This window comes from Pseudomonas putida, from assembly GCF_001976065.1.
GTDB classification, from domain to species: Bacteria; Pseudomonadota; Gammaproteobacteria; order Pseudomonadales; family Pseudomonadaceae; genus Aquipseudomonas; species Aquipseudomonas serbica.
Genome location: NZ_MNAH01000002.1, coordinates 793434 through 819196, shown reverse-complemented (window position 1 = coordinate 819196; position 25763 = coordinate 793434). Strand labels below are relative to the sequence as shown.

Annotated in this window: 19 protein-coding genes; 7 read left to right on the top strand and 12 right to left on the bottom strand. The window is 61.8% G+C overall.

The features are described 5' to 3' along the window. Window positions 1-11: 11 nt before the first annotated feature. The 4 genes from BKX96_RS10195 to glgA are packed head-to-tail and all read right to left on the bottom strand — an operon-like array spanning window position 12 to window position 8253. Entirely contained in the window at window positions 12-2786 is a 2775-nt protein-coding gene (locus BKX96_RS10195; protein ID WP_077183744.1) for a malto-oligosyltrehalose synthase, read from the bottom strand. Then, window positions 2783-4861: a 4-alpha-glucanotransferase gene (gene malQ / locus BKX96_RS10190; protein ID WP_046818131.1), complete on the bottom strand. Its 2079-nt coding sequence runs from the start codon at window positions 4859-4861 to the stop codon at window positions 2783-2785. Before malQ ends, BKX96_RS10195 begins: the two co-directional genes overlap by 4 nt. Continuing rightward, window positions 4858-6654, bottom strand: coding sequence for a malto-oligosyltrehalose trehalohydrolase (gene treZ, locus BKX96_RS10185; protein ID WP_077183742.1), 1797 nt, complete (start codon window positions 6652-6654; stop codon window positions 4858-4860). The genes malQ and treZ overlap by 4 nt, the downstream gene beginning before the upstream one ends. Before the next feature lie 12 nt (window positions 6655-6666). After that, entirely contained in the window at window positions 6667-8253 is a 1587-nt protein-coding gene (gene glgA / locus BKX96_RS10180) for a glycogen synthase GlgA (protein WP_046818133.1), read from the bottom strand. Between the two features lie 556 nt (window positions 8254-8809). On the opposite strand from glgA, the gene BKX96_RS10175 reads away from it, so the two are divergent. Both BKX96_RS10175 and nudC read left to right on the top strand, forming a co-directional pair. Next, window positions 8810-9622, top strand: a complete 813-nt coding sequence (locus BKX96_RS10175) for a crotonase/enoyl-CoA hydratase family protein (protein WP_046818134.1) — start codon at window positions 8810-8812, stop codon at window positions 9620-9622. Between the two features lie 7 nt (window positions 9623-9629). Then, complete coding sequence (nudC, locus tag BKX96_RS10170; RefSeq protein ID WP_046818135.1) at window positions 9630-10460, top strand: NAD(+) diphosphatase; 831 nt, start codon at window positions 9630-9632, stop codon at window positions 10458-10460. Here the strand turns inward: nudC and BKX96_RS10165 are convergent. From BKX96_RS10165 to BKX96_RS10155, 3 genes are all read right to left on the bottom strand, one after another. Further along, on the bottom strand, window positions 10428-11207 hold the full coding sequence (locus tag BKX96_RS10165) for a TSUP family transporter (protein WP_077183740.1): 780 nt from the start codon (window positions 11205-11207) through the stop codon (window positions 10428-10430). The two genes, nudC and BKX96_RS10165, sit on opposite strands and share 33 nt — an antisense overlap. A 269-nt stretch (window positions 11208-11476) precedes the next feature. Further along, window positions 11477-11953 (bottom strand): nuclear transport factor 2 family protein, encoded by a 477-nt coding sequence (locus tag BKX96_RS10160; RefSeq protein WP_046818137.1) that lies wholly within the window; start codon window positions 11951-11953, stop codon window positions 11477-11479. Between the two features lie 57 nt (window positions 11954-12010). Then, window positions 12011-12574, bottom strand: a complete 564-nt coding sequence (locus BKX96_RS10155) for a TetR/AcrR family transcriptional regulator (protein WP_077183739.1) — start codon at window positions 12572-12574, stop codon at window positions 12011-12013. Between the two features lie 217 nt (window positions 12575-12791). On the opposite strand from BKX96_RS10155, the gene pssA reads away from it, so the two are divergent. Further along, window positions 12792-14135 (top strand): CDP-diacylglycerol--serine O-phosphatidyltransferase, encoded by a 1344-nt coding sequence (pssA, locus tag BKX96_RS10150; RefSeq protein ID WP_077183738.1) that lies wholly within the window; start codon window positions 12792-12794, stop codon window positions 14133-14135. A gap of 128 nt (window positions 14136-14263) precedes the next feature. On the opposite strand, the gene efeO (BKX96_RS10145) is transcribed toward pssA, so the two are convergent. The 5 genes from efeO (BKX96_RS10145) to BKX96_RS10125 form a co-directional block, all read right to left on the bottom strand. Further along, window positions 14264-15088, bottom strand: a complete 825-nt coding sequence (gene efeO / locus BKX96_RS10145) for an iron uptake system protein EfeO (RefSeq protein ID WP_077183737.1) — start codon at window positions 15086-15088, stop codon at window positions 14264-14266. Window positions 15089-15115: 27 nt separating this feature from the next. Beyond that, window positions 15116-16414, bottom strand: a complete 1299-nt coding sequence (efeB, locus tag BKX96_RS10140) for an iron uptake transporter deferrochelatase/peroxidase subunit (RefSeq protein ID WP_077183736.1) — start codon at window positions 16412-16414, stop codon at window positions 15116-15118. Window positions 16415-16432: 18 nt separating this feature from the next. Then, window positions 16433-17638 carry an iron uptake system protein EfeO gene (efeO, locus tag BKX96_RS10135; RefSeq protein ID WP_077183735.1) on the bottom strand — a complete coding sequence of 402 codons (1206 nt, stop codon included), beginning with the start codon at window positions 17636-17638 and terminating at the stop codon, window positions 16433-16435. Between the two features lie 8 nt (window positions 17639-17646). Continuing rightward, window positions 17647-18486, bottom strand: a complete 840-nt coding sequence (gene efeU / locus BKX96_RS10130; RefSeq protein ID WP_077183734.1) for an iron uptake transporter permease EfeU — start codon at window positions 18484-18486, stop codon at window positions 17647-17649. A 275-nt stretch (window positions 18487-18761) separates the two neighbouring features. Beyond that, window positions 18762-19916 (bottom strand): MalY/PatB family protein, encoded by a 1155-nt coding sequence (locus BKX96_RS10125; RefSeq protein WP_077183733.1) that lies wholly within the window; start codon window positions 19914-19916, stop codon window positions 18762-18764. Window positions 19917-20158: 242 nt separating this feature from the next. Here BKX96_RS10125 and fdnG point away from each other — a divergent pair, with 242 nt between their 5' ends. From fdnG to fdhE, 4 genes are read left to right on the top strand one after another with little or no spacing between them, the layout of a single operon-like run. Further along, the gene (gene fdnG / locus BKX96_RS10115; RefSeq protein WP_143512410.1) at window positions 20159-23224 is read left to right on the top strand and encodes a formate dehydrogenase-N subunit alpha; all 3066 of its coding nucleotides are present in this window, start codon (window positions 20159-20161) and stop codon (window positions 23222-23224) included. Continuing rightward, entirely contained in the window at window positions 23225-24160 is a 936-nt protein-coding gene (fdxH, locus tag BKX96_RS10110) for a formate dehydrogenase subunit beta (protein WP_046818147.1), read from the top strand. Further along, a complete protein-coding gene (locus tag BKX96_RS10105) occupies window positions 24157-24816 on the top strand; it encodes a formate dehydrogenase subunit gamma (protein WP_077183731.1) in 660 nt (219 codons plus the stop codon). The genes fdxH and BKX96_RS10105 overlap by 4 nt, the downstream gene beginning before the upstream one ends. Window positions 24817-24820: 4 nt before the next feature. Continuing rightward, window positions 24821-25747 (top strand): formate dehydrogenase accessory protein FdhE, encoded by a 927-nt coding sequence (gene fdhE / locus BKX96_RS10100; RefSeq protein ID WP_077183730.1) that lies wholly within the window; start codon window positions 24821-24823, stop codon window positions 25745-25747. Window positions 25748-25763: the final 16 nt, after the last annotated feature.

Genomic DNA, 25763 nt, shown 5'->3' with positions numbered 1-25763 from the left:
CTGAACTGAACTCAAGTGTGGGTCGTTTGGATAAAGAGATTGACCGGGACATCCCCCAGCGCGGCGCTGATCATCAGCTCCCTGTTTTTTGTGACTGCGACGCTGGAAAAAAGTCCCTTCAGATTTTCCTCGGCATTTGTGAATGGCAAACTGACCCGGGTATCGCCCCACTGCAGCGCGTCCACCTGAGGCACGGCACTGTTTTCCAGCAGTGCCGAACAACGGATCGGCACGATGACGATGGCGCGCTTTCCCTCCCATTCGCGAACAAATCCCAGCACCCGGCTTGCCTGACTGCCGGTGACTTCAAGGGCCTGGTAAGTCCCGCGTCTAAACAAATCGGCGTGCTCGGCACGCAGGTTCAACGTCTGTGCAATCAAGGCTTGTTTGATGCGCCCGTCGCGCCAATGCACCAACAGTTCAGGCAGGTCCACGGGTTGCTGCAGGGCCTGTTGGCGGCTGGCGTAATCCACTGGCCGGCGGTTATCCGGATCGACCAGGGTGAAGTCCCAGTAGTCGTTGCCCTGATACAGGTCCGGTACGCCGGGCACGGTCATGCGCAGCAAGGTTTGCGCCAATCCGTTGAGGGCGCCGGGCAAGGCGATCGTGCGGGCTACCTTGCCGAGAGCGGTGCGTAGCAGATCTCCTTCCGGGCTCAGCAGCAGGCGCTGGGTAAAGCGTTCGGTGGCGTGTTCATAGACATCGTTCGGTGCACTCCAGCTGCTCTGTAGCTTGGCTTCGCGCAGGGCTTTGCGCTGCCATTGGCTGATACGCTGGGCGTATTCCTCCAAGGCCCGATGGTCGTCGAGACGCAGGTCCAGCGGCCAGCTGCTGAGGAGTGCCTGATAGAGGATCAACTCATCGCCGCCAGACGGTATCTGGTCATGGTCGCGCAACGGGCGGGCGAGGGCGCGCCACAGGCCGACCTGTTCGACGTACCATTGACTGCGTTCACTCAAGACGGCCAGGCGTGCGCGCGTATCCTCGCCGCGCTTGTGATCGTGGGTCGCGGTGGCGAGCAGGTTGTCCGCAAACTCCGTCAGACGCTGGGCACAGGCCCCATGAAAATCGGCGATCGGGGCGCTGAATTGCTCAGTGCTGAAGCCGACGTCATTGCGCGACAGCAACACCGCCGAGCGATAGAACGCGGTGTCTTCCACGGCCTTCGCGGCGGCAGGTGATGTCAGCTGTTGAAACCGCACGCAGGCGTGCTTGAGCCGTTTGCGCAGGCGGCCAGCCGGGCGTTTTCGCCAGGGCTCGCCACCCAGCCAACCCGCGAGGCACTCAAGCACCGGCCAGTCGGCTTCGCCAAGGGTCTGTCGGGCGCCCTCCATGGCTTGCTGGAAAAACACCTCGTCCTGAGTCGAACGCCCCAAGGCGCTGATGTAGGTGCGATACACCGAGAAATGCACGATCAGTTCCTGCAAGGCTCGACGGATGGCACCCAGCGTCAGGTCGCGCGTCATCAGGTCATCCCGGGCCACTTGCAACAAAGCCTGGGCCACACTTTCGAAATCGCCGGCGAGCGAACCGTTGAGAATCTGCTGGCGCGCCAGTTGCGCTTCCTGACGGAAGTCGGCCGGGCGATCGCTGTAGCGGTGCCAGAGTTCGCCCAGTGTTTGTTGACCCTCGGGATCGTGTTGCAGCAACGACAACTGGTTCATGAATTCGTAGCCGGTGGTGCCATCCACTGACCAGTCGCGGCGCAGGGTTTCGCCTTCGCCAAGGATTTTTTCCACATAGATCGGCAGGTGCCGGCCCGGTGCCAGGCTGTCGACGCGCCGGCGCAGTTTGCGGCAGTAGCCCCGTGGGTCGGCGAGGCCGTCGATGTGGTCGATGCGCAACCCGTCGATCAGCCCCTCAGCCACCAACTGGAAAATCTTTGCGTGGGTCGCCTCGAACACTGCAGGCCGCTCTACACGCAAACCGCCCAGCTCGTTGACATCGAAAAAACGCCGCCAGTTGATATCGTCCGCGGCGGTGCGCCAGCTGGCGAGGCGGTAGCTTTGGCGTTCCAGCAAGTTGTGCAGGCGCTGGAAACCTTCGCTGGTCTTGGAGTCGTAGGCCTGCAGATTCAGTTCAATGGCTTGCAGCATCGCTGGATCGCCAGCCAGTTCGCGCAATTGGTCTTTCAACGGAGTCGCCAGGCCGTGGGCGTCTGTCTGATAACTCAAGGTGCTGAACCGATCTGCCAGTGATTTGAGCGGTTCGGCATCGCCCTTGAGCAGTTCACCGTAATCGCTGGGGCAAATCGGAAAGTGATGATCATAATGCTCGACGTAGAACGCGCCGCGCTGCGCATTGAAACGCAGCGCCAGGGTGCCGTCCTGCAAGGCGACACCGTAGTCGCTGCCAAGGAACGGCAACAGCAACTGGCCTTCCATCAAGGGATCGGGTGAGTGCCACTGGATATCGAAGAACTCGCCGTACGGGCTCAGGCGACCCCACTCCAATAAGTCCAGCCACCAGGGATTGTCGTTTCCGCCGACCGCCATGTGGTTGGAGACGATATCGAGGATCAACCCCATGTCCTGGGCGCGCAGCGCGCTGACCAGGCGGCGCAATGCCGCTTCACCGCCCAGTTCCGGGTTGACGGTGGTCGGGTCCACCACGTCATAGCCGTGCATGGAACCGGCGCGGGCGCTCAGCAGCGGTGAGGCATAGACATGACTGATGCCCAGGCGAGAAAAGTAGGGCACCAGCGGCACGGCATCGTCGAGGGTGAAGCCTTTATGGAATTGCAACCGCAGGGTAGCCCGGAGCGGCTTGATAGAAAGTTGATTCATTGGTCACGCTCGGCCGCCTGAAGTCGCGCGCAGGCGAGCAGTTCCAGGCGCCGGGCGGCGTCGGGATCATCGAGCAGGGCTTCGCTGTATCCGGGCAGCCGTCGCGACCAATTGGGGTGCGTATCGATGGTGCCAGGCAGGTTGGCCTGCTGTTCGATACCCAGCGCATCCTCCAGCGGCAGCAGCACCAGCGGTGCGCGGGTATGGCCGAGGAAACGCACACTGGCGTCGAGCACCTGGTCGGTCTCATGGGACTCTTCGCGAAAGTTCTGCGGGTCCTGGCTCAGGGTACGGCGCAGCCCTTCGCGCTCGCGCTCGCGGTGTTGGCGCCACTCGATTTCAGCGCTGGCATCGACCAGGCCGAGACGGGCGTTCCAGTCGATATCGCGGCCATGCCACCAGCCATTGAGGGTGGGCAGGTCGTGGGTACTGGTGGTGGCCAGGGCGTTGTCCGGCCAGTCGAGGATCGGCTTGAAGTGCGTGTTGTCCTGTTCGAACAGCAACACCCGCATGCCGAGCATAGCGCGGGCGCTGAGTTTTTCCCGTAAGCCGTCCGGCACCGTGCCCAGGTCTTCACCAAGCACGATGGCCTGGTGGCGATGGGATTCCAGGGTCAACAGGCGCAGCAGGTCGTCCACCGGGTAATACAGGTAGGCGCCATCGGCTGGCGACGCGCCATTGGGGATCACCCACAGGCGTTGCAGGCCCATGACATGGTCTATCCGCAAGCCGCCGGCGTGGGCGAAGTTGGCCCGCAGCATTTCGATAAATGCACGGAAGCCGTTGCGTACCAGGCCTTCGGGGGAAAACGCGGAAATCCCCCAACCCTGGCCCGTGCGGTTGAGAATATCCGGGGGCGCGCCAACGGTGAGGGAGGCGAGCAGTTCATCCTGGCGACTCCAGGCCTGGCTGCCACCGCCATCGGCACCGACGGCCAGGTCGGCAATCAGGCCAATGCCCATCCCGCTGCTGCGGGCGGCGGCTTGGGCGCGCTCCAGACAACGGGTGATCAGCCACTGACAGAAAGCGAAGAAGCCGATGCGCCCGGCATTCTCTTCGGCGAATTCAGCCAGGGCAGCGCTGCGCGGGTTGCGCCACTGCTGTGGCCATTCACGCCAATCGAGGCTTTCGCCCCGGGCGGCGCGGGCCTCTTGAATGGCCTCGAAGCGGCAATGATTTTCCAGTGCTTCACCCCCGGCATGGCGATAGCTGCTGAAGTCGGCGTGCAGCGGATGTTCGCCTTGCACAAAGCCTTCGTACAGCGATTGCAACAGCCGATGCTTGGCTTCGGCGGCGGTCGGCCAGTCGATCAAAGGCAGATCTTCCAGGTGCTTGAGTTCGTCGGCCAGGCCAGTGGCGTCGATTGCGGCGCGCATCGCGCGCTCGCCAAGAATCGCCCCCGGCGCGCAATACAGGCTGTTGAGAAACAAGCGGCTGGAAGGCGAGTACGGGCTATAGCGGTTCGTGTCATTGGCGAACATGGCATGCAATGGACTGATCGCCAACGCTTCGGCGCCACGTTCGCCTGCTACTCGGGCCAGGTCTTCCAACGCCTGGGTGTCGCCAAAACCGCCATCGCCGGCTCGGCGCAAGGCATACAGCTGCACGCTCAAGCCCCAGGCTCGCGGGATCGGGCTGTCCACGGCATCGCCCACGCTGTAGCAGCGCTCGGGGGCCACGGCCAGGGTGAAGCTTTGCCCGTCGATGTCGACGTGCTGGTAACCGACCGGAATCAACCCCGGCAGAACGGCCTCGGCATCCAGTTTGAGACTGAGTCGCGAGCCATCTTCAAGATGGACCTCACAGGGTGTCAGCGGCTCGAAAAAATGCGCCAGGTTGAGCCCGACGCCAAAATCGGCAGTGATCAGCGGTGGCAGGTGGCGGGTTTGCTGCACCTGTTGCAATTCGAGCAGGCTGGCGTCGATTTCCTGGGCGCTGCCGGCCGGGTGGCCGAGGCCGGTGAGGACGTTGCGCAGCACCGAAGGTGCGACTTTTTGCGGGCGCCCGTTGGCGTCGATCCAGTCGACCGCCAGGCCGGCCCGTGTGGCCAGGATTTCCAGTTGCGCATCACTCATTGGCGCTCTCCATCAAGGGGTAGCAAGGGGGCCGCGGCCGTGAGGCTGACAAGCGCGCAATACGGGGGCAAGGTGCCTTGATCCAGCTGTTGGCCAGACCCAGGCGGCTGTTCGAACAATAAAGTAGCCACAGCCGGCGGCGTGTGGCTCACCGGCCTGGCGCTGAGGTTGAGGTCGATGCGCAGTTCGCTGCCATTGCCCAGGCGCCAGGACGCGCTCACCGCACCGGTGCCCAGCACCTCGGCATCCAGCGCCTGGGTGCCGGGCAGGTGAGGGATGATGTGCCGATGACGTACCTGCAACAGTTGACGATAGAGTTCATGCGTCGCCGATGGCTCGGTGGAGGTCAGGGCAGGGCGCGACGCTTCGAAGGTCTGCGCGGCGTTCGGATCGGGAATCCGTTCACGTTTATCCGGGTCGGCAAAGGCGCTGAACGCGGCAAATTCATTGCGCCGTCCTTCGCGCACCAGCCGCGCCAGCTCGCCGTGGTGGCTGGTGAAAAACAGGAAGGGTTGTTCGGCGGCGAATTCGTCGCCCATGAACATCAGGGGAATCATCGGCGACAGCAGCAACAACACTGTCGCCGCTTTCAACGCTTCGGGGTTGGCCAATTGATGCAGGCGCTCGCCAAAGGCGCGATTGCCGATCTGGTCGTGATTCTGCAGGAACAATACGAATGCGCTGGGTGGCAAATGTCCACTGGGCTCGCCGCGTTGCTCACCATGGCGGTTGATGTGACCCTGGAACACGAAACCCTGGCTCAGGCAACGGGCCAGTTGTTCGGTGGGGTTGTGTGCATAGTCGGCGTAATAGGCATCGGTCTCGCCAGTGAGCAGCACATGCAAGGCGTTGTGGCCGTCATCGTTCCACTGCGCGTCGTAGCCCTGTTCGAGCAGGCTGGCCTGGTTGTGTTCGTTTTCCACCATCAGCCACACATGGCGCGACGGATCAGCCTGCTGACGCACGCGCTGGGCCAGTTCCTGGAGAAAATCCGGGTCTTCGATGGCATGCACCGCATCCAGGCGCAAACCGTCGAAACGGTATTCCAGCAGCCACATCAAGGCATTGTCGATGAAGAAGTCCCGCACCTCGCGCTGACGGAAATCGATGGCCGCCCCCCAAGGCGTGTGCCGGTCTTCACGGAAGAAGCCCTTGGCATACCGGTGCAGATAATTGCCATCCGGGCCGAAGTGGTTGTAGACCACGTCGAGGATCACCGCCAGGCCAAGGCCATGGGCGGTGTCGATCAGATGCTTGAGCTGTTCGGGGGTACCATAGGAGGCTTGGGGCGCATAGAGCAGCACCCCGTCGTAGCCCCAATTGCGCTCGCCGGGAAACTGCGCGATCGGCATCAACTCGATCGCGGTGACACCTAGCTCGACCAAGTGTGCCAGGTGTTGCTCGACGGCAAGGAAACCGCCGAGGGCACCTACGTGCAGCTCGTAGATCACCGCTTCGTTCCAGGGACGCCCCTGCCAGGTCATGTGGCGCCATTGGTAGGCCAACGGGTCGACTACCACGCTGTGCTGGTCGATGTCCCCGGCCTGGGCGCGGGAGGCCGGGTCGGGCACCTCCAGTTCGCCATCGATGTTGTAGCGGTAGCGCGTACCCGCCGGGCACGGGGTGTTGATCACGAACCAGCCGTCGGCCTGGGGCAACAACGGCAAGGACTGTCCATTTTCCAGCTCGACACTGACGTAGAACGCATCTGGAGCCCACAACGCGAATCGTGTGTTTTTCGGGTCCAGTTTGATTGCGCCGTGGGGCCAGGTCTCAAGGGTCCGTAACGGCATCTCTAAAGCCTCTTACTGTTTGTGCGATTTCCCCAAAGCTTTGGCCACAAGCTGTTCGTAGAGTTCGGCGTATGGTTCGACCGCCTTGCACCAGTTGAACGGTGCGGCCATGGCGCGGCAGCGCATGGCGTGCAGCAGGTCGGGGAAGGCGAAGACCTTGAACGCGCGGCTCAGGGCTTGCTGATAACTTTCCACGGTGGATTCATCGAACAGAAAGCCGGTCACGCCGTCTTCGATGGTGTCCGCCAGGCCACCGGTATTGCGTGCCACCGGCAACGAGCCAAAGCGCTGGGCGTACATCTGGCTCAGGCCGCAAGGTTCATAGCGCGACGGCATCAACAGGAAATCGCTGCCGGCAAACATCCGCCGGGCGTCGGTTTCGTTGAAGCCGATGCGCACGCCGATCTGCCCGGGAAAACGCAGGGCCAGTTCGCGCATGGCCTGTTCTTCTTCCGGCTCGCCGCGGCCGATGATCGCGATCTGGCCACCGGATTTGACGATGTATTCGGAGACCGCTTCGGTCAGGTCCAGGCCCTTCTGGTAAACCAGGCGCGAGACCACGGCGAACAGTGGACCTTCACTGTCCTGCAGGCCGAACAACTGGCGGACATGGGCCGCGTTGACCGCTTTGCCGTCCCAGTCGCCGATGTTGAAGGGGCAGAACAGGTGCGGATCGGTGGCCGCATCCCAGCTTTCGTCGATGCCGTTGGGAATGCCGCTGAGCAGGCCCTGCTGGGTCTTGGCGGCCAGAAAACCGTCGAGACCGCAGCCGAAGTCCGGCGTGGTGATTTCCTGGGCGTAGGTGGCGCTGACGGTGGTGATGTGGCTCGAATAGGCCATGCCGGCCTTGAGGAACGACATCTTGCCGTAGAACTCCATGCCTTCCTGTTGCAAGGCGTGGTGCGGAATGCCCAGTTCGGGGCAAGACCCCAGGCTCGTCACGCCCTGGTAAGCCAGGTTATGGATGGTGAACAGGGTCGGCGTGCGCTGCCCACGCCAGTGCATATAGGCAGGCGCCAGGCCCGCGGGCCAGTCGTGGGCGTGCACCAGGTCCGGGCACCAGTGGATTTGCGCGAGGTTGGCGGCGATATCGGCGGCCGCCAGGCCCAGGCGGGCGAAACGGATATGGTTGTCCGGCCAGTCGCGGCCATTGTTGGCGCCATAGGGCGAACCTTCGCGCTCGTAGAGCTCGGGGCAGATCAACACGTAAATGACCAGACCGTCAGGCATGTCCATGCGCCCGATCTTGCACGGCGGGAGCGCCGCATGACCTCCGAGTTCGCCGATGATGTGAATCGGGTTTTCACTGTGCAGCACCTGCGGATAACCGGGAATCAGCACACGCACATCGTGCAGGTGCGCCATGGCCCGAGGCAGCGCAGCGGAAACGTCGCCCAGACCGCCGGTTTTCACCAGGTCGGCAATCTCGGAGGTGACGAACAACACTTTCTTCTTGTTGGGGTTCTGGCTGGCTACAGGTGCCAACGTCCGGGTCCCGGTAACGCTGATCGCTTGCGCACTGGGAGCACTGACGGCGCTCGATTCGCCGACCTGTTGATGAGCCAGCTCTCCCTGAACATCCAAAGCCGCACTAATCATATGAATCTCCCGTGTTGTTGATCTAATTCTTAGGTCTGGCAAACGGTGTTTCGTGGCCGATTCCTGCAGCCGGGCGCAAAAGCGCTACGCATCGGGAGCAAGCGCTGCCCAAATGCGCTGAAGCAGAATGGGTGAATAAGCCATTGCAAGGATTGCACCAGTCGCAACGCACCTACCTTCTACTCGACCGACCTTGTGCGGCAAAAGTTTCGACTTTTTTTCCACTTTATGACCGACCGGTCTTCCCCCGAGAAACCCAGTCTAGGCCAGAACTTAGAGCGGTAAAGCGCTGATGGCAAAATTGTTCGACAATCGGTTTGTTTAGGTACGGACGTGCCGGATAGCGGTGCAAGCGCACCGACGAAGGGCAGTTTTTTTTGCGATTCAGCTGCTTTTGGTCACTTGGCAGTCACAGAACTGTGCGCAGTGTCGCGACGGTCTTGCACTGTTGTGGTGCGCTTGAGGTCCCGCTTTTGGCCGAACCACTGCCTTACAGCCAGCCGGGCTGCCTTGTTATAGTTCGGGCTCTTTTTTTGCCCGCTGAAGGATCACTAGCATGTCTCAATACACAGCGTTCAACGTCGAACTGGTGGATAAAATTGCTCATGTGCAAATCAACCGCCCGGAAAAAGTCAACTCGATGAACGCTGCCTTCTGGACCGAGATCATCGAGATCTTCCAGTGGATCGACGACACCGATGAAGTTCGTGCGGTGGTGATCAGTGGCGCAGGAAAGCATTTCTCCTCCGGCATCGACCTGATGATGCTGGCCGGCGTGGCCAATGAGCTGGGCAAGGACGTCGGACGCAATGCGCGCTTGCTGCGCCGCAAGATCCTCACCCTGCAGGCCTCCTTCAATGCGGTCGACCAATGCCGCAAACCGGTGCTCGCGGCCATCCAGGGTTATTGCCTGGGCGGGGCCATCGACCTGATCGCCGCTTGCGACATGCGCTATGCCGCCGAAGACGCGCAATTCTCGATCAAGGAAATCGACATTGGCATGGCCGCCGACGTCGGTACGCTGCAACGCTTGCCGCGGATCATCGGGGACGGCATGCTGCGTGAGCTGGCTTACACTGGTCGCACTTTCGGCGCCATCGATGCGCGGGACATGGGCCTGGTCAATCGCGTCTACAGCGATAGTGCCAGCCTGCTCGATGGCGTCATGGGCATCGCCCGGGAGATTGCGAGCAAGTCGCCGATTGCCATAACCGGCACCAAGGAGATGATCAGCTACATGCGTGATCATCGCATCGACGACGGCCTGGAATACGTTGCCACCTGGAACGCCGCCATGCTGCAATCGACCGATCTGCGCGTGGCCATGGCCGCCCATATGAGCAAACAGAAACCCGAATTTCTGGATTGATTGAAAAATGACTCAACGCTGGACCACGGCAGTACTGGACACCGACCAGCCCGGCGGCTGGGCGGTAGCGCGCAGCCCCGAAGGCTTTTTGTTCGATGACAACGGCGCACTGTTCCCGCGCGAATGGCTCAAGCGCCAGGACTTGGCGATTCTCGCCGAGCATGGCATCGGCCACCTCGATGGCGAGCCGGTGTACCTGCTGGAGCTGCGCAGTCACAGCGAAGTGCCGGGCTGCAACTGGAAAGGCTTGCGGGCGTTCATGCTCGAGGGCGATCACACGGTGTTCAAGGTCCTGGGTTATGCCGCGCAGATCGGCACCTGGGCCCGGGAGCACCGCTTTTGCGGCAACTGCGGCCAGGCCATGGCCCAGGTGCCGCGTGAACGGGCGATGTATTGCCAGCCCTGTGATTTGCGCAGCTATCCGCGGATTTCCCCCAGCATGATCGTGCTGGTGACCCGTGGTGATGAGGTTCTGCTGGCACGCTCGCCACGTTTTGTCGCCGGGGTCTACAGCACGCTGGCGGGGTTTGCCGAGCCTGGCGAATCGGCGGAGGATTGCCTGATTCGCGAGGTGCGTGAAGAAGTGCGGATCGAAGTGAAGAACATCCAGTACATGGGCAGCCAGTGCTGGCCATTCCCGCACTCGATGATGCTCGGCTTCCATGCCGAATACGCCGGTGGCGAGATCGTCTGCCAGGAGGACGAGATCGAGGACGCCCAGTGGTTCAACGTCCACGCGCTGCCGCCGTTGCCGGCGTCACGTTCGATTGCCCGTTACCTGATCGATGCCTATGTGGCGCAGCGCTTAGGCCACGCTGAACCAGTGCTGCCAGGCTAGGCGTACGGTCAGGCCCAGCACCACGGTGATGAACACCGGACGGATGAACTTCGCGCCGCCACTGATGGCGGTGCGAGCGCCGAAGAAAGCCCCGACCATCACCGACAGGCCCATGCTCAGGCCGATGATCCAGTCCACTTGCCCGGAAAACACGAACACCGACAGCGCCGCAATGTTGCTGACGAAGTTCATGCTGCGCGCCACGCCGCTGGCCTTGACCAGATCGATCGGGTACATCAGCAGGCTGCTGACGGTCCAGAACGCGCCGGTGCCGGGACCGGCCACGCCATCGTAGAAGCCCAGGGTGAAGCCTTGGGTCGACTGCCACTTTTTCCTGATCGGTGCTTCGCTGTCCAGCGGCGCTTTCGGCGTGCCGCCAAACAACAGGTAAAGGCCGCAGGCAAACACGATCACCGGCAGCATCTTGTTCAGCCATTCCGCCGGCAGGTAATGGGCGACCACGGCGCCGGTCAGTGCGCCGACCAGGGTGCCGACGATGGCGTGCATCCATTGCCGGGGGTGGAACAACTTGCGGCGGTAAAAGGTGAAGCTGGCGGTGGCCGAGCCAAAGGTCGAACTGAGTTTGTTGGTGCCCAGTACCAGGTGCGGTGGCAGGCCAGCGGTCAGCAGGGCCGGGGTGGTCAACAGCCCGCCGCCGCCGGCGATGGCGTCGATGAAACCGGCAATGAAAGCGACAAAGGCGAGGATCGCCAGGGTGGTAAGGTCAACGCTGAGTTCGAAAGGCATGGAATCGGCTTAATCGGCGGGGGCAGCAAAGGGCTGCGGGGAAGGGCCGGTATCTTACCTTTATCCAACTCTGGCTGCGACCTGTCTGGCCGCTCGTCGTTAGAACTGTTGCTGTGCCAAGTGTGCAACAGCGAATTGCTCCTGAAACACCAACGAACCTTGTAGGAACCGGCTTGCCGGCGAAGGCTCCCTGAGCCTGGCGCTGGTCTCGTGGGCCCTTTCGCTGCGATGCGGCGACCCGACGAGCCAGCTCCTACAGGGTGTGGGGGTTACAGGCCCAAATCAGACAGGCTTGGATGATCGTCAGGACGACGCCCCAGCGGCCAGTGGAATTTGCGCTCGCTTTCCTTGATCGGCATGTCGTTGATGCAGGCGAAACGGCGCGCCATCAGGCCGTGTTCGTTGAACTCCCAGTTTTCATTGCCGTAGGAGCGGAACCAGTTGCCAGAATCGTCGTGCCATTCATAGGCATAACGCACGGCGATGCGGTTATCGGTAAACGCCCAGAGTTCCTTGATCAGGCGATAGTCCAGTTCCTTGGCCCATTTGCGCGTCAGGAAGGCCTTGGCTTCTTCACGGCTATTGGCGAACTCGGCGCGGTTGCGCCATTTCGTGTCCAGGGTGTAGGCCAGCGATACCCGTTCCGGATCGCGGGAGTTCCAGCCATCTTCGGCCAGGCGAACTTTTTCGATGGCCGATTCACGGGTGAATGGCGGCAATGGCGGACGAACTTCGGCATTAGACATTTCAGGTCTTCCTATAAGATTGACGTTCAAACAAGTTGTCACTACTTGATCCAGTACTTACAGGTCCAATAACTTTCGCGCCATGCATTGCGCATTATCGGCGGCACTGTAGTCACCCATGACAAGTGCGACGGTGATGGCTCCGTCGATCAGGATCAGCAGCTGCTTGGCCAGCGTTTGCGGATCCTCGGCGCCATGTTCGGTACACAGCTCGCACACGTAGTCGAGCAGCTTCTGTTTGTGCTCTTTGGCGACCAGGCGAACCGGGTCCTGCGGGTCGCCGGTTTCGCCGCTGGTGTTGATGAAGGCGCAGCCGCGAAAGTCTTCGCGGACGAACCAGGACTTGAGCACGGTAAACAGGTTGAGCAGACGGTCGGCCGGGGTTTGTGCCTGGTCGACTTCGCTCCTGTACCAGTGCATCCAGCGTTGGTCGCGGCGTTGCAGGGCGGCGACGGTCAACTCCTCCTTGTTGGCGAAGTAGCGATAGATGCTTTTTCTGGAGACGCCGGCGGTTTTCACCAGGAGATCCATTCCAGTGGCGGCAATGCCACTTTTGTAGATCAACTTTTCGGTGACGTCCAGGATGATGTCGCGGGTGTCGTTGCTATTGATTTCGTTCATGTGGCTAACAGTAGAACGATCGTTCTCCTTGGTCAAATGTTATTTTTGCGGCGTTCATTAAAAAGCCTTCGCTGGCAAGCCAGCTCCTACAGGGGAGTGCGATCAAACTGTAGGAGCTGGCTTGCCAGCGAAGGCGTCCGATCAGACACCAACAAGACCCAAACCGAACGATGGTGTAAGCTCTCAAACTCTTCGGATTCGACCCATTGCGAGCCCTATGCCGTCGCTTTTCAAACGCTCCCTGCTGCCCAAACTGCGCAGTTTCCCGCTGACCGCCGATGCCGTCACCATCCTCTGCGGCGCCGCCGAGTTCCGTCGTTGCCTGCTGGAAAAAATCGCCAGCGCCACCCAGCGCATTTATATCGTCGCGCTGTACCTGCAACAGGACGAGGCCGGCCAGGAAATTCTCGATGCCTTGCACGCGGCCAAACTGGCGCGTCCGGAACTGGACGTGGTGGTGGTCGTTGACTGGCTGCGTGCCCAGCGCGGGTTGATCGGTGCCGGCAAGCAGCCGGGCAACTCGGCCTGGTATCAGGAAATGACCCGCACCCACGAAAGCGTCGTGCCGGTGTATGGCGTGCCGGTGCAAACCCGTGAGCTGTTCGGCGTGCTGCACCTGAAGGGCTTTGTCATCGATGACTGCGTGATCTACAGCGGGGCAAGCCTGAACAACGTCTACCTGCATCAGTTCGACAAGTACCGATACGATCGTTATCACCTGCTGCACAACCGCGCCCTGGCCGACTCGATGCATCACCTGGTGCAGCACGGCCTGGTGGCCTCCAAGGCGGTGCATCGCCTGGACCTGCCGAACCTGCCGACTACCCGCAGCCTGCGCAACGACATCGGCGACTTGCGCAGCCGTCTCAAGCACGCGGCCTACGACACCACCCAGGGCACCACGGACAAAAGTGGATTGTCGGTCAGCCCGTTACTGGGCGTGGGCAAGAACAACCCGTTAAGCCGGGTGATCATCGAGTTGATTGCCAGCGCCCGGCATCAGCTGACCATCTGCACGCCGTATTTCAACCTGCCATTGGCGGTGACCCGAGAGATCAACCGGGCGCTGGCCAGGGGGGTGAAGATCGACATCGTGGTCGGTGACAAGACCGCCAACGATTTCTACATCCCACCGAGCGAACCGTTCAAGGTGATCTCGGCGCTGCCGTATCTCTATGAGATCAGCCTGCGCCGCTTTGCCAAGCGGCATCAGCGCAACATCGACAGCGGCCAGTTGAACCTGCACCTGTGGAAGGACGGCGACAACACCTATCACCTCAAGGGCATGTGGGTCGATCAGCGCTACACCTTGCTGACGGGCAACAACCTCAACCCGCGGGCGTTTCGTCTCGACCTGGAAAACGCCTTGCTGATCGACGATCCGCAAGATGAACTGCTGGAACCGCGGCGTACCGAGCTTGCACAGATTTTCCAGCACACCCGGCGCATCGAGCGCTACCAGGACCTGCAAACCCTGCCGGATTACCCGGCGGGGGTGGCGAAGTTTCTCAAGCGGGTGAGCAGGGTGAGGGTTGAGCGGCTGCTTTACCGCATTCTGTAAGGCCGAAAAAGCATCGCTGGCAAGCCAGCCCCTACAGGTTCAACGTCGATCACATAATTACGTGATCGACCTAAAACCCTGTAGGAGCTGGCTTGCCAGCGAAAGCGTCCGCCCAGACGCTACAAAACTCAGTTCAACCCCAACTTTCCCCGCAACGTCGACAAATCCTCAGCCAGCGTATTCACCGGCCCAACCAACGCCTTGCGATCGTTTTCCTTCACCTTGTCATAAGTCTCGAAGCCGCCATCCTGCGTCTTGTACTTGGCCAGGATCTTGTCCACCGTGGCGAAGTTCTTATCGACCTTGGCGACGAACGCCGCGTCCTGTTTCTCGATCTGCGCACGGAACAGGTCGACGATTTTCTTCGCCCCGTCGATGTTGCCCTGGAAGTCGTACAGGTCGGTGTGGCTGTAACGGTCTTCCTCACCGGAGATCTTGGTTGCGGCGACCTCTTCCAGCAGCGCCGCGGCGCCGCCGACGACTTTTTCCGGCGGGAAGGTCAGGCCGGCGACGCTGGTTTGCAGGTCGGTGACGTCCTTGTTCAAGCGATCGGCGAGCTCATCCAGGCCCTGGGTGCTGTTTTGCGCGAACAGCGAGTACTCGATGCGGTGGAAACCGGTGAAGTCTTCGGCCGTCACGCCTTTTTCGTGGTCATCGACCCGGGAGTCAATGGAGGCGTCCAGGTCGCTGAACAATTCGGCGATCGGCTCGATCGACTCGTAGTAGACGCGAGTCGGGGCGTAGAGTTTTTTCGCGGTCGCCAGGTCGCCTTTTTTCACCGCGTCGGTGAACTGCCGAGTGTGACTGGCCAGTTCATCCAGTTGCTCGGTGACGTAGATCTTGTAGTCGGAAATCGGCTGCACCAACTCCAGCGGCGCCGTTGCCGCGAATGACGCAATCGGGGTGTTGAGCAAGCCAAGGGCCAGCAGTAATGCGAGTGGCGACTTATTCATGGGGCGGCTCCGTCGATGTTGTGGTGGTCAGACTGTTGTTTTGGGTTGTGCGGCTTCAAGCAGCGAACGGCCAAGGAAGTCCTGGTCGCCGGTGACACCTGGCAGGGTGAAGAAGTACCCGCCGCCGACCGGCTTGAGGTATTCCTCCAGCGGCTCGCCGTTGAGTCGGGTTTGCACGGTGATGAAGCCTTTTTCCAGGTCGGCCTGGTAACAGATGAAGAGCAAACCCATGTCGAGCTGGCCGTTCCTGTTCACACCGTTGGAGTAGTTGAACGGCCGGCGCAAGATCAGGTTGGCCTGGGTCGCGGCGGTGCGTGGGTTGGCCAGGCGGATATGCGCGTCGAGCCGGGTTTGCTTGCCGTGCGGGTCCTCGGCATAGTTCGGGACTTGCGATTCATGCTGGCCGCCCATGGGCGCACCGCTGGCCTTGACGCGACCCAGAATGCTTTCCTGTTCCTGCAGCGGCGTGCGGTCCCAGCGTTCAACGAAGTTGCGGATGATCCGCACCGCCTGATAGCTGCCATTGGCCGCCCAGGTCGGTTCGTCGCTGCCGGGCTGAACCCAGACAAGGCTGTCCATTGCGTGGGCATTGTTGGAATCGGGGTTGGCCGAACCGTCGCGAAAACCCAGGAAGTTGCGCGCGCTCTGTGCCGGCATGTCCGGCTGGGCCGGGGCCTGGGGCGGCACACTGCCTTCCTGCTTCCAGCGCACCAGGAGCAAGTCCGGCAGGTTCTTCACGATGTCGCGCAGGGCGTGGATGTTGGTATCGGCGGTGTTGGCGCAGAACTGGATGCTCAAGTCGCCGTGGCAGCAATCGGCTTCCAGCGCATCGTTGGGGAAACCGACCATTCGGATCAAGCGCTTGGGTTTGACGTCGCTCAGGCCGAAACGCTCGTCGAACAATGATTCGCCGACCGACACGGTGATGGTCAGGTTATCCGGCGTGACCACAGGCCCGAGAATCCCTGAATCCACGGGGGGCAGTTTCGGATCGACCTGAGTCACCGGGCCGCCCTTCATCAAAAACGCGATGCGTTCGTTCAGGGTGCGAAACAGCCGCTCCAGGTCCTGTCGATCGCTGGCCAGCACGTCGAAAGCCACCAGCATGCCGGACGCCGGGCGTGGCGTGACGATTCCACTCTGGTGTTTGCCAAGGAAATCATGACGGTCCTGGGTGCGCTCGCTGCTCGGTGCCTCGGTCACTTGCGCGGGGCTGGCGGCCATGGCCGGGCAGCTCAAGGCTACACCTGCCAGTGCGACACCGGCGGCGCCCATGCCCATCAGTACCCGGCGGCGCTGATGGTTGAATTGCTCTGGATCATTCATCTGAAAGTCGTCTTCTGCTTACAGGCCGGAAAGGCCGAGGGCGGGGTCTATTGCATCGAGTGCGGCGGCCAGTGCCTTGGCCTTGTCGGCGATCTGTTGGCGTTGCGCGGGGCTGACGCTGTCGTAGCTGGCATAACCGCCGTCGACCTTGAACCCGTCGAGTTCGGCAGCGAAATCGGCCAATGCCGTGTCGATGTTTGTCAGCAGTGGCGCATCGGATTTGCCCAGCAATGGGCGCAGCAGCTCGACGACCTTGCGGCTGGCGTCCAGGTTGCCGGCGAAGCCGTTGAGGTCGCTGTGGCTGTAACGCTCCTCTTCGCCCGAGTGGGCGCGCACCTGGGCGATGTTGTCGAGATTGCGCACCACGATGCTCACCAGTTGCTCCGGCGCCAGGGACTGGGCCAGCAACTGTTGCTTGAGCGACGTGACGTCCGTCAGCAGGCGCTGGGCAAGCGGTGCAAGGCGGTCGAGGTTGCGTTGCTCGAACAACGCATATTCGAGGCGATGGAAGCCCACGAATCCCGGATCCTGTTCGCGCTTTTCGAAGTAGTCCGCACGGGCGTTGATCGCGTTGTTCAATTGCCCCAGGCGTTGCGCGGCGGGCGCCAGTCTCTGATATGCAGCGCGCGCCGGCAGGTACAGGGCCTGCGCCTGGCCGAGGTCTGCGGCTGCGATGGCTTGCTCCAGGGCCGTGACCGCCTTGATCAGCGCCGAGCCCTGGCGGCTCAGGAACACCCGGTACTCCGACAGCGGCCCGACAAATGCCAGCAGGGCAGGCCCGGCCTTGGCGGCGGCTTGCGACGCCGCCGTCGGGGTGACGTGCAGCGTGCCGCGGGGGTTGCTCAGCAGGCCGCAGGTGATGGTGTAATCGCCGGGCAACAGGTTGGCGTTGATCACCTGGCTCAGCCCGGGCGCGATGTTTTCCCGTTCCTCGACCACCAGCACGCCGTCCAGGATTTCCCATTCGACGGCGCGATCGGAGCGGTTGACGATGCGAAAACTGGCGCGCCCGGCCGGCACCGTCAGGGCGTTCGGCTCGCAGCTGTGGCCGGCAATGGTCACCAGCACCTGGTCATGGTTGGCCTGGCGTTCGCGCTTGGCCGTGGCCAATTGCGCGGCGTAGTAGAACAGCCCGCCGGCGGCGATCATCACGATTGCCGAACCGGCCACCGCCCAGCGCAAGGCTCGGGGTGGGGAGGCTTGGGGTGGAGTTTGATCTGGCATGGTTGCCCTTACTGACTGGAAGCCGAAGAAGATTGTTTGCCGGGAGCGGCGGCGGGCATGAAGAACATCGCCAGCGCCACCAGCAGATAAATCAGATAGGCGCCGAGGGTGCTGATAGTCGGGGTGTCCTGGTAGCCGAACATTCCGGCCAGCACCGAACCCAGCGGGCCGTCCATGGGCAGCGTGGCGCTGAAGTCGAAGAGCACGGCCTGCCAGTGATTCCAGACCCCGGCTTCGTGCAGCGCCTGCACCGAGTTGGCCAGGATGCCCGCCGCCACCACCAGGATGAACAGACCGGTCCAGCGGAAAAACGCGCCGAGATTGAGGCGCATGCTGCCGCTGTAGATCAGGAAACCGACGACGATGGCCAGTATCAAGCCGAGCAGGGCACCTATCGGCGCCGCCGGGCCTTCGCTTTGCTGGAACACTGCGAGCAGGAAAAACACCGTCTCCAGGCCTTCGCGGGCCACGGCGAAAAACACCATGGCAATCAGCGCGAACACCTGGTGCCGGGAATTGTTCAACGCATGATCGAGGGAAACGTGCAGCGAGTGCTTGATCGACCGCGCCACCTTACGCATCCAGAACACCATGGAACTGAGAATACCGACCGCGACCAGGCCGACCAGACCCTCAAACAGCTCCTGCTGCTTCTGCGGAAACTCGGCGCTGACCAGCTCCAGGCCACCGCCTACCAATAGCGAAAGAGCGGCGGCGAGAAACACCCCGACCCACACCGCGGGTATCCATTGGCCACGTCCGGTCTGCTGGAGGTAACTGGCGATAATGCCAACGATCAACGCGGCTTCAATGCCTTCGCGCAGCATGATCAGGAAAGGAACGAGCATTCAGCACCGTGGGGAATTAGATAGGGTGCTAAGTTGTAACATAATGACACTCATTCCCATATGGGAGTGATTGACAATTAGCTGAACGTAAGCTGAACGATTCTCAAGATGTGATTCAGCTTCAGGACGCCTTCGCTGGCAAGCCAGCTCCTACAGGATTTGTGTAGGGGTGGGGATCTGTAGGAGCCGGCTTGCTGGCGATGGGGCCGTTGGATATTGCATCCGGCTTTGGGGCGCCATCGCTGCGCGGACAAGTCAGCTCCTACATAGGGCGATCAAGCGTTACGATGCCGCAAACTACGCTCCATCCGCGCAATCCCTTCCTCCAGCAATGACCGCGGGCAGCCGAAGTTCAGGCGTACGAACTGTTGGCAGTCATCGCCGAAATCAAGGCCCGGGCTCAGGCCCACTTTGGCTTGTTCGAGGAAGAACTGTTGCGGGTTGTCCAGCCCCAGCGCCGAGCAATCGAGCCAGGCCAGGTAGGTGCTTTGCGGCACGTTCAGGGTGATGCCTGGCAAACGGCGGCGCACGGCGTCGACCAGGTAATCGCGGTTGCCCTGCAGGTAGTCTTTCAACGCGGCCAGCCACGGCGCGGCTTCGCTGTAGGCGATGCGGGTGGCTTCCATGCCCAGCGGGTTGACGCTGTCGACCATGCCGCAGCGGGCATGGTTGACCTTCTCGCGCAGGTGGCGGTCCTGGATGATCATGAACGAGGTTTTCAGGCCGGCGATGTTGTAGGCCTTGCTGGCCGACATCAGGGTGATGGTGCGCTGGGCGATTTGCGGGCTCAGGGACGCCATCGGCAGGTGTTGGCGGCCGTCGAAGCACAGTTCGGCGTGGATCTCGTCGGAAATGATCCAGGCCTCGTTGGCCAGGCAGATGTCGGCAATGGCCAGCAGTTCTTCGCGGCCGAAGGCTTTGCCCAACGGGTTGTGCGGGTTGCTCAACAGCAGCGCGCCGCCACCTTGCAGGGATTCGTTCAAGGTTGCCAGTGGCGTGGTGTAGGTGCCGTCGGGCTGCGGGTCGAAGTTCAGCTCGACCTTGTTCAGTCCCCAATGACCCGGCGCGTGACGCAGGGGCGGGTAGTTCGGGACCTGCACCACCACATTCTGCGCCGGCTGGACCAGCGCCTTGAGCGCCATGTTGAAGCCCGACTCGACGCCTGGCAGGAAGATCAGCTCCTGGGGCTCGACGCGCCAGGCGTACTTGTTCCACAGATCGGCCACGATGGCTTCGCGCAAATCGTCCTTGGCCGTGCTGTAGCCGAGCAGCGGATGTTCCAGGCGTTTTTGCAGGGCCTGGACGATCATCGAAGGCGCGGCGAAATCCATGTCGGCGACCCACATCGGCAGCACGTCGGCCGGGTAGCGGCTCCACTTGGTGCTGCCAGTGCCGTGGCGGTCGAACACCTGATCAAAATCGAAAGTCATGCGCAAATCTCATAAAGGCCGGGTTAAACATGGCTGCAATGATAAGCGCCAATCCCTGTATTGAACACAATCGCTATGGGAGCGGCGGTGTGTGCCGCTCGATGATGGGCCGACGGTCGGTTCTCATGGTGAATTCGACAGCCTTGTCTAAAATTCAAGAGTCGGCAGCCAGACTGCCGCCACCGTGAATGTCCAGAAAAATCCGCCAAAGCAGCGGATTTCCACCTGATCAGGAGTGCACGATGGACCTCAGCCGTCGTCAGTTCTTCAAGGTCGCCGGCATCGGCCTTGCAGGCTCGAGCCTGGGCGCGTTGGGCATGGCCCCGACTGCCGCTTTCGCCGAGCAGGTGCGTCACTTCAAGCTCGCCCACACCCATGAAACCCGTAACACCTGTCCGTATTGCTCGGTCGGCTGTGGGTTGATCATGTACAGCCAGGGCGATGCCGCCAAGAATGTCGCGCAAAATATAATCCACATCGAAGGTGACGCCGACCACCCGGTCAACCGCGGCACCCTGTGCCCCAAAGGTGCAGGCCTGCTCGATTTCATTCACAGCCCCGGACGCCTGCAGTACCCGCAGATGCGCAAGCCCGGCAGCAGCGAGTGGACGCGCATCTCCTGGGATGAAGCGCTCGATCGCGTCGCCGACCTGATGAAGGCCGACCGCGACGCCAACTTCATCGAGAAAAACGCCCAGGGCCAGACGGTGAATCGCTGGCTGACCACCGGTTTCCTCGCGGCATCGGCGGCGTCCAATGAAGCAGGCTATATCACCCACAAGGTGGTTCGCAGTCTCGGCATGCTGGGGTTCGATAACCAGGCGCGTGTCTGACACGGTCCGACGGTGGCAAGTCTTGCCCCGACGTACGGCCGTGGAGCCATGACCAACCATTGGACCGATATCGCCAACGCGAACCTGGTCCTGGTGATGGGCGGTAACGCAGCAGAGGCGCATCCGTGCGGCTTCAAGTGGGTGACCGAAGCCAAGGCGCACAACAAGGCGCGGCTGATCGTGGTCGACCCACGATTCACCCGGACCGCTTCGGTGGCCGACTATTACGCGCCGATTCGCACTGGCACCGACATCGCCTTCATGGGCGGGCTGATCAATTACCTGCTGACCGAGGACAAGATCCAGCACGACTACGTGCGCAACTACACCGACGTGTCGTTCATCGTCAAAGCCGGGTATGGCTTCGAGGACGGGATTTTCAGCGGCTATGACGCGGCCAAGCGGACCTACACCGACAAGTCCGGCTGGGGCTATGAACTCGGTGAAGACGGTTTTGCCAAAGTCGACCCGACCCTGCAGGACCCGCGCTGCGTCTATCAACTGATGAAGCAGCATTACAGCCGCTACAACATTGAACTGGCGAGCCAGATCTGCGGCATGCCGGTCGACGCCATGCAGAAAATCTGGGAGGAAATCGCCACTTGCTCGCAACCGGGCAAGACCATGACCATCCTTTACGCCCTGGGCTGGACCCAGCACTCGATCGGCGCGCAGATCATCCGCAGCGCGGCGATGGTGCAACTGTTGCTGGGCAACGTCGGCATGCCGGGTGGGGGCGTGAACGCCCTGCGTGGGCACTCCAATATCCAGGGCCTGACCGACCTGGGCCTGCTGTCCAACGCGCTGCCGGGCTACCTCACGCTACCGGGCGATGCCGAGCAGGATTACAACGCCTACATCCTCAAGCGCACGCAGAAACCGCTGCGGCCGGGGCAACTGTCCTACTGGCAGAACTACAGCAAATTCCACGTCAGCCTGATGAAAGCCTGGTACGGCGCCAATGCCACGTTGGAAAACAACTGGGCCTACGACTATCTGCCGAAACTGGACATCCCCAACTACGACATCCTCAAGGTGTTCGACCTGATGGGCCAGGGCAAAGTCAACGGCTACATGTGCCAGGGCTTCAACCCCATTGCCGCGTTGCCGGACAAAAACCGTGTGATGGCCGCGCTCGCCAAGTTGAAATGGCTGGTGGTGATGGATCCCCTGGCCACCGAAACCTCGGAGTTCTGGCAAAAGGTCGGGCCGTATAACGACGTCAACAGCGCCGACATCCAGACCGAAGTGATCCGCCTGCCCACCACCTGCTTTGCCGAGGAAGACGGCTCGCTGGTCAACAGCAGTCGCTGGTTGCAATGGCACTGGAAGGGGGCCGACGGCCCAGGGGAGGCGTACACCGACATCCGCATCATGAGCGAGCTGTTCCTGCGCCTGCGCCAACGCTATCAGGCCGACGGCGGCGCCTATCCCGACCCGCTGCTGAAACTGTCGTGGCCGTACAAGGTCGCGGACGAACCGTCACCGGAAGAACTGGCCAAGGAGGTGAACGGCTACGCCGTCAGCGATTTCACCGACGCCACCGGGGCGCTGATCAAGGGCAATACGCAACTGGCCGGTTTCGGTCAACTCAAGGATGACGGCGGCACGGCATCCGGTTGCTGGATCTTCTGTGGCAGCTGGACCGAAACCGGCAACCAGATGGCCCGGCGCGACAACAACGACCCCTATGGCATGCACCAGCACCAGGGCTGGGCCTGGGCTTGGCCGGCGAACCGGCGGATTCTCTACAACCGCGCCTCTGCCGACCTGCAAGGCAAGCCGTGGGACGAGAAAAAGCGCCTGGTGTGGTGGAACGGCAAGGCCTGGGCCGGCACCGATGTGCCGGACTACAAGGCTGACGTGGCGCCGGAAGCGGGGATGAATCCGTTCATCATGAACCCCGAAGGCGTGGCGCGGTTCTTCGCCGTCGACAAGATGAACGAGGGACCATTCCCCGAGCACTACGAGCCGTTCGAGACGCCGATCGGCATCAACCCGCTGCACCCGCAGAACAAGAAGGCCACGAGCAACCCGGCGGCGCGGATCTTCGACTCGGTGTGGGATACCCTCGGCGTGGCCAAGGATTACCCGTACGCCGCCACCAGCTACCGGCTGACTGAGCATTTCCACTTTTGGAGCAAGCACTGCAAGCTCAACGCGATCACCCAGCCCGAGCAGTTCGTCGAGATCGGCGAAGTGCTGGCCAGGGAAAAAGGCATCGTCGCCGGCGACCGGGTGCGGGTCAGCAGCAAGCGTGGCTTCATTGAAGCGGTGGCAGTGGTGACCAAGCGGATTCGTCCGCTGCAGGTCAACAACCAGGTGGTGCACCAGATCGGTATCCCGCTGCACTGGGGTTTCACCGGGCTCACGCGCCACGGCTACCTGACCAACACCCTGGTGCCGTTCCTCGGCGATGGCAACACCCAGACCCCGGAATCCAAGTCATTCCTGGTCAATGTGGAGAAAGTCTAAATGGCCAGCCAAGACATCATTGCCCGCTCGGCCACCACCACTGTGCCCTCATCGGTACGCAACCTGGAGGAAGTCGCCAAGCTGATCGACACCACCAAGTGCATTGGCTGCAAGGCTTGCCAGGTCGCCTGTTCGGAATGGAACGAACTGCGCGACGAGGTCGGCCACAACCTCGGCACCTACGACAATCCCCAGGACCTGACTGCAGAAACCTGGACCCTGATGCGCTTCACCGAGCACGAAACCGACGCCGGCAACCTGGAGTGGCTGATCCGCAAGGACGGTTGCATGCACTGCGCCGAACCTGGTTGCCTGGCCGCGTGCCCCAGTCCCGGGGCAATCATCAAGCACGCCAACGGCATCGTTGATTTCAACCAGGACCACTGCATCGGCTGTGGCTACTGCATCACCGGTTGCCCGTTCAACATTCCGCGTATCTCGCAGAAAGACCACAAGGCCTACAAATGCACCCTGTGCTCGGATCGCGTGGCGGTGGGGCTCGAACCGGCCTGCGTGAAAACCTGCCCGACCGGCGCCATCGTGTTCGGCTCCAAGCAGGACATGAAGGAGCATGCCGCCGAACGCATCGTCGACCTCAAGAGTCGCGGCTTTGACAACGCCGGCCTGTACGACCCCGCCGGTGTTGGCGGCACGCACGTGATGTATGTGTTGCACCACGCCGACACGCCCAGGCTGTATGCCGGCCTGCCGAGCGACCCGGTGATCAGCCCGCTGGTGAGCCTGTGGAAGGGGGTCAGTAAACCCCTGGGCCTGTTGGCCATGGGATTGGCGGTTCTGGCCGGATTTTTCCACTACGTGCGGGTCGGTCCACAAGTGGTCGAGGAAGATGAACTGCCGCCGCCCATCGATCCTGCGGTACATGAAGTCGATCCATCGGTGCACACCTACGATCCGAAGCGGGAGGACAGGCCATGATCCGCAAACAGATCCTTCGCTATACCGCCAACCAGCGCACTAACCACTGGCTGGTGGCGATCCTGTTTTTCATGGCGGGGCTGTCCGGGCTGGCGCTGTTTCATCCGGCGCTGTTCTGGCTGAACAACCTGTTCGGTGGCGGGCCCTGGACACGCATCCTGCACCCGTTCATGGGCGTGGTGATGTTCGTGTTTTTTCTCGGGTTGGTGGTGCAGTTCTGGCGCGCCAACTACTTCATCGACAACGATCGCCTGTGGCTGCGGCGCATCGACCGGGTGATGAAAAACGAAGAGGAGGGCGTGCCCGCCATCGGCAAGTACAACCCAGGGCAAAAGCTGCTGTTCTGGACTTTACTGCTGTGCATGGTGGCACTGCTGTTCACCGGTCTGGTGATCTGGCGCGCGTACTTCAGCGAGTACTTCGGCATCACCACGATTCGCTGGGCGATGCTGCTGCACGCGCTGGCCGGTTTCGTGCTGATCCTGAGCATCATCGTGCACATCTACGCCGGTATCTGGATCAAGGGCTCGGTCAATGCCATGCTGCATGGCTGGGTCAGCCGCGCCTGGGCGAAGAAACACCACGAACTCTGGTGCCGCGAGGTGACCCGAGAAGAGCGTCCGCGTTCCGACCCACCGCTGAGCAAAAAAGGATAACGACTTGGCCACTATCCTGGAGCCGGGACAGATCGAAGCGGCGGCGACATCGCCGCCATTTCTGCACCTTCCACCGCCCAACCTGTTTGCCTTGCGTGCGCTGCGCCTGGAGCGCCTTGCCGAAGGGCATCCGCTGGCCGAGTACCTGCGCCTGGTCGCGGGGCTGTGCCAGGCGCAGCAGCGGCTGATGGACGATCCACCCGAGTTGGCATTGCCAGACCCGCAGCGCATCCGCCTGTGCCTGGATCATGGCCTGCCGCCGTTTGCCGCCGACAGCCTGGTGCGCGAGGACGCGTGGCTGGCGTATCTGCTTGGGCTGTTGCAGCACTATCAACCGCCGGCACAACCGGCGGTGGTAAACGCCGTGGCAAGCTTGCGCGAGGCCAGCGTCGGGCAACTCAAGGCGTGGGCCATTGCCTTGGTCAGCGGGCAGTTCGCCTTGGTGCCAGCGGCGCTGGTGCCCTTTCTGGGTGCGGCCTTGCAAGTCGCGTGGAGCCATTGGTTGCTGAGTACCCCGGACCTCAGGTTGAAACCCGGCAACAGCCTCAACCAGTGCCCGGCTTGCGGCTCACCGGCCATGGCTGGGGTGATCCGCCATCGCGGCAAATACAACGGCTTGCGCTACCTGGTGTGCTCGCTGTGTGCCTGCGAATGGCATGTGGTGCGGGTCAAGTGCGTGTATTGCGAACAGAGCAAAGGCTTGCAATACGTCAGCCTCGACAGCGACCGCCACGCCGCGGACAAGGCGCCGCTGCGCGCGGAAACCTGCCCGGGGTGTCACAGTTACCTGAAGCAGCTGTACCTGGAATGCGACGCCGAAGCCGAAGCGTTGTCCGCCGACCTGAGCAGCCTGGTCCTCGACATGCGCCTGGAACAGGAAGGCTTTGCGCGGCCTGCGCCCAATCTGCTGCTGGCACCCGGGGGCGACTGAAGCGAGCGTCTACACT

Bases quoted from the DNA above. Each gene is read 5' to 3' on its own strand.
- BKX96_RS10195 (WP_077183744.1), bottom strand. From the start codon at position 2,786: ATGAATCAACTTTCTATCAAGCCGCTCCGGGCTACCCTGCGGTTGCAA.
- malQ (WP_046818131.1), bottom strand. From the start codon at position 4,861: ATGAGTGATGCGCAACTGGAAATCCTGGCCACACGGGCCGGCCTGGCG.
- treZ (WP_077183742.1), bottom strand. From the start codon at position 6,654: ATGCCGTTACGGACCCTTGAGACCTGGCCCCACGGCGCAATCAAACTG.
- glgA (WP_046818133.1), bottom strand. From the start codon at position 8,253: ATGATTAGTGCGGCTTTGGATGTTCAGGGAGAGCTGGCTCATCAACAG.
- BKX96_RS10175 (WP_046818134.1), top strand. From the start codon at position 8,810: ATGTCTCAATACACAGCGTTCAACGTCGAACTGGTGGATAAAATTGCT.
- nudC (WP_046818135.1), top strand. From the start codon at position 9,630: ATGACTCAACGCTGGACCACGGCAGTACTGGACACCGACCAGCCCGGC.
- BKX96_RS10165 (WP_077183740.1), bottom strand. From the start codon at position 11,207: ATGCCTTTCGAACTCAGCGTTGACCTTACCACCCTGGCGATCCTCGCC.
- BKX96_RS10160 (WP_046818137.1), bottom strand. From the start codon at position 11,953: ATGTCTAATGCCGAAGTTCGTCCGCCATTGCCGCCATTCACCCGTGAA.
- BKX96_RS10155 (WP_077183739.1), bottom strand. From the start codon at position 12,574: ATGAACGAAATCAATAGCAACGACACCCGCGACATCATCCTGGACGTC.
- pssA (WP_077183738.1), top strand. From the start codon at position 12,792: ATGCCGTCGCTTTTCAAACGCTCCCTGCTGCCCAAACTGCGCAGTTTC.
- efeO (WP_077183737.1), bottom strand. From the start codon at position 15,088: ATGAATAAGTCGCCACTCGCATTACTGCTGGCCCTTGGCTTGCTCAAC.
- efeB (WP_077183736.1), bottom strand. From the start codon at position 16,414: ATGAATGATCCAGAGCAATTCAACCATCAGCGCCGCCGGGTACTGATG.
- efeO (WP_077183735.1), bottom strand. From the start codon at position 17,638: ATGCCAGATCAAACTCCACCCCAAGCCTCCCCACCCCGAGCCTTGCGC.
- efeU (WP_077183734.1), bottom strand. From the start codon at position 18,486: ATGCTCGTTCCTTTCCTGATCATGCTGCGCGAAGGCATTGAAGCCGCG.
- BKX96_RS10125 (WP_077183733.1), bottom strand. From the start codon at position 19,916: ATGACTTTCGATTTTGATCAGGTGTTCGACCGCCACGGCACTGGCAGC.
- fdxH (WP_046818147.1), top strand. From the start codon at position 23,225: ATGGCCAGCCAAGACATCATTGCCCGCTCGGCCACCACCACTGTGCCC.
- BKX96_RS10105 (WP_077183731.1), top strand. From the start codon at position 24,157: ATGATCCGCAAACAGATCCTTCGCTATACCGCCAACCAGCGCACTAAC.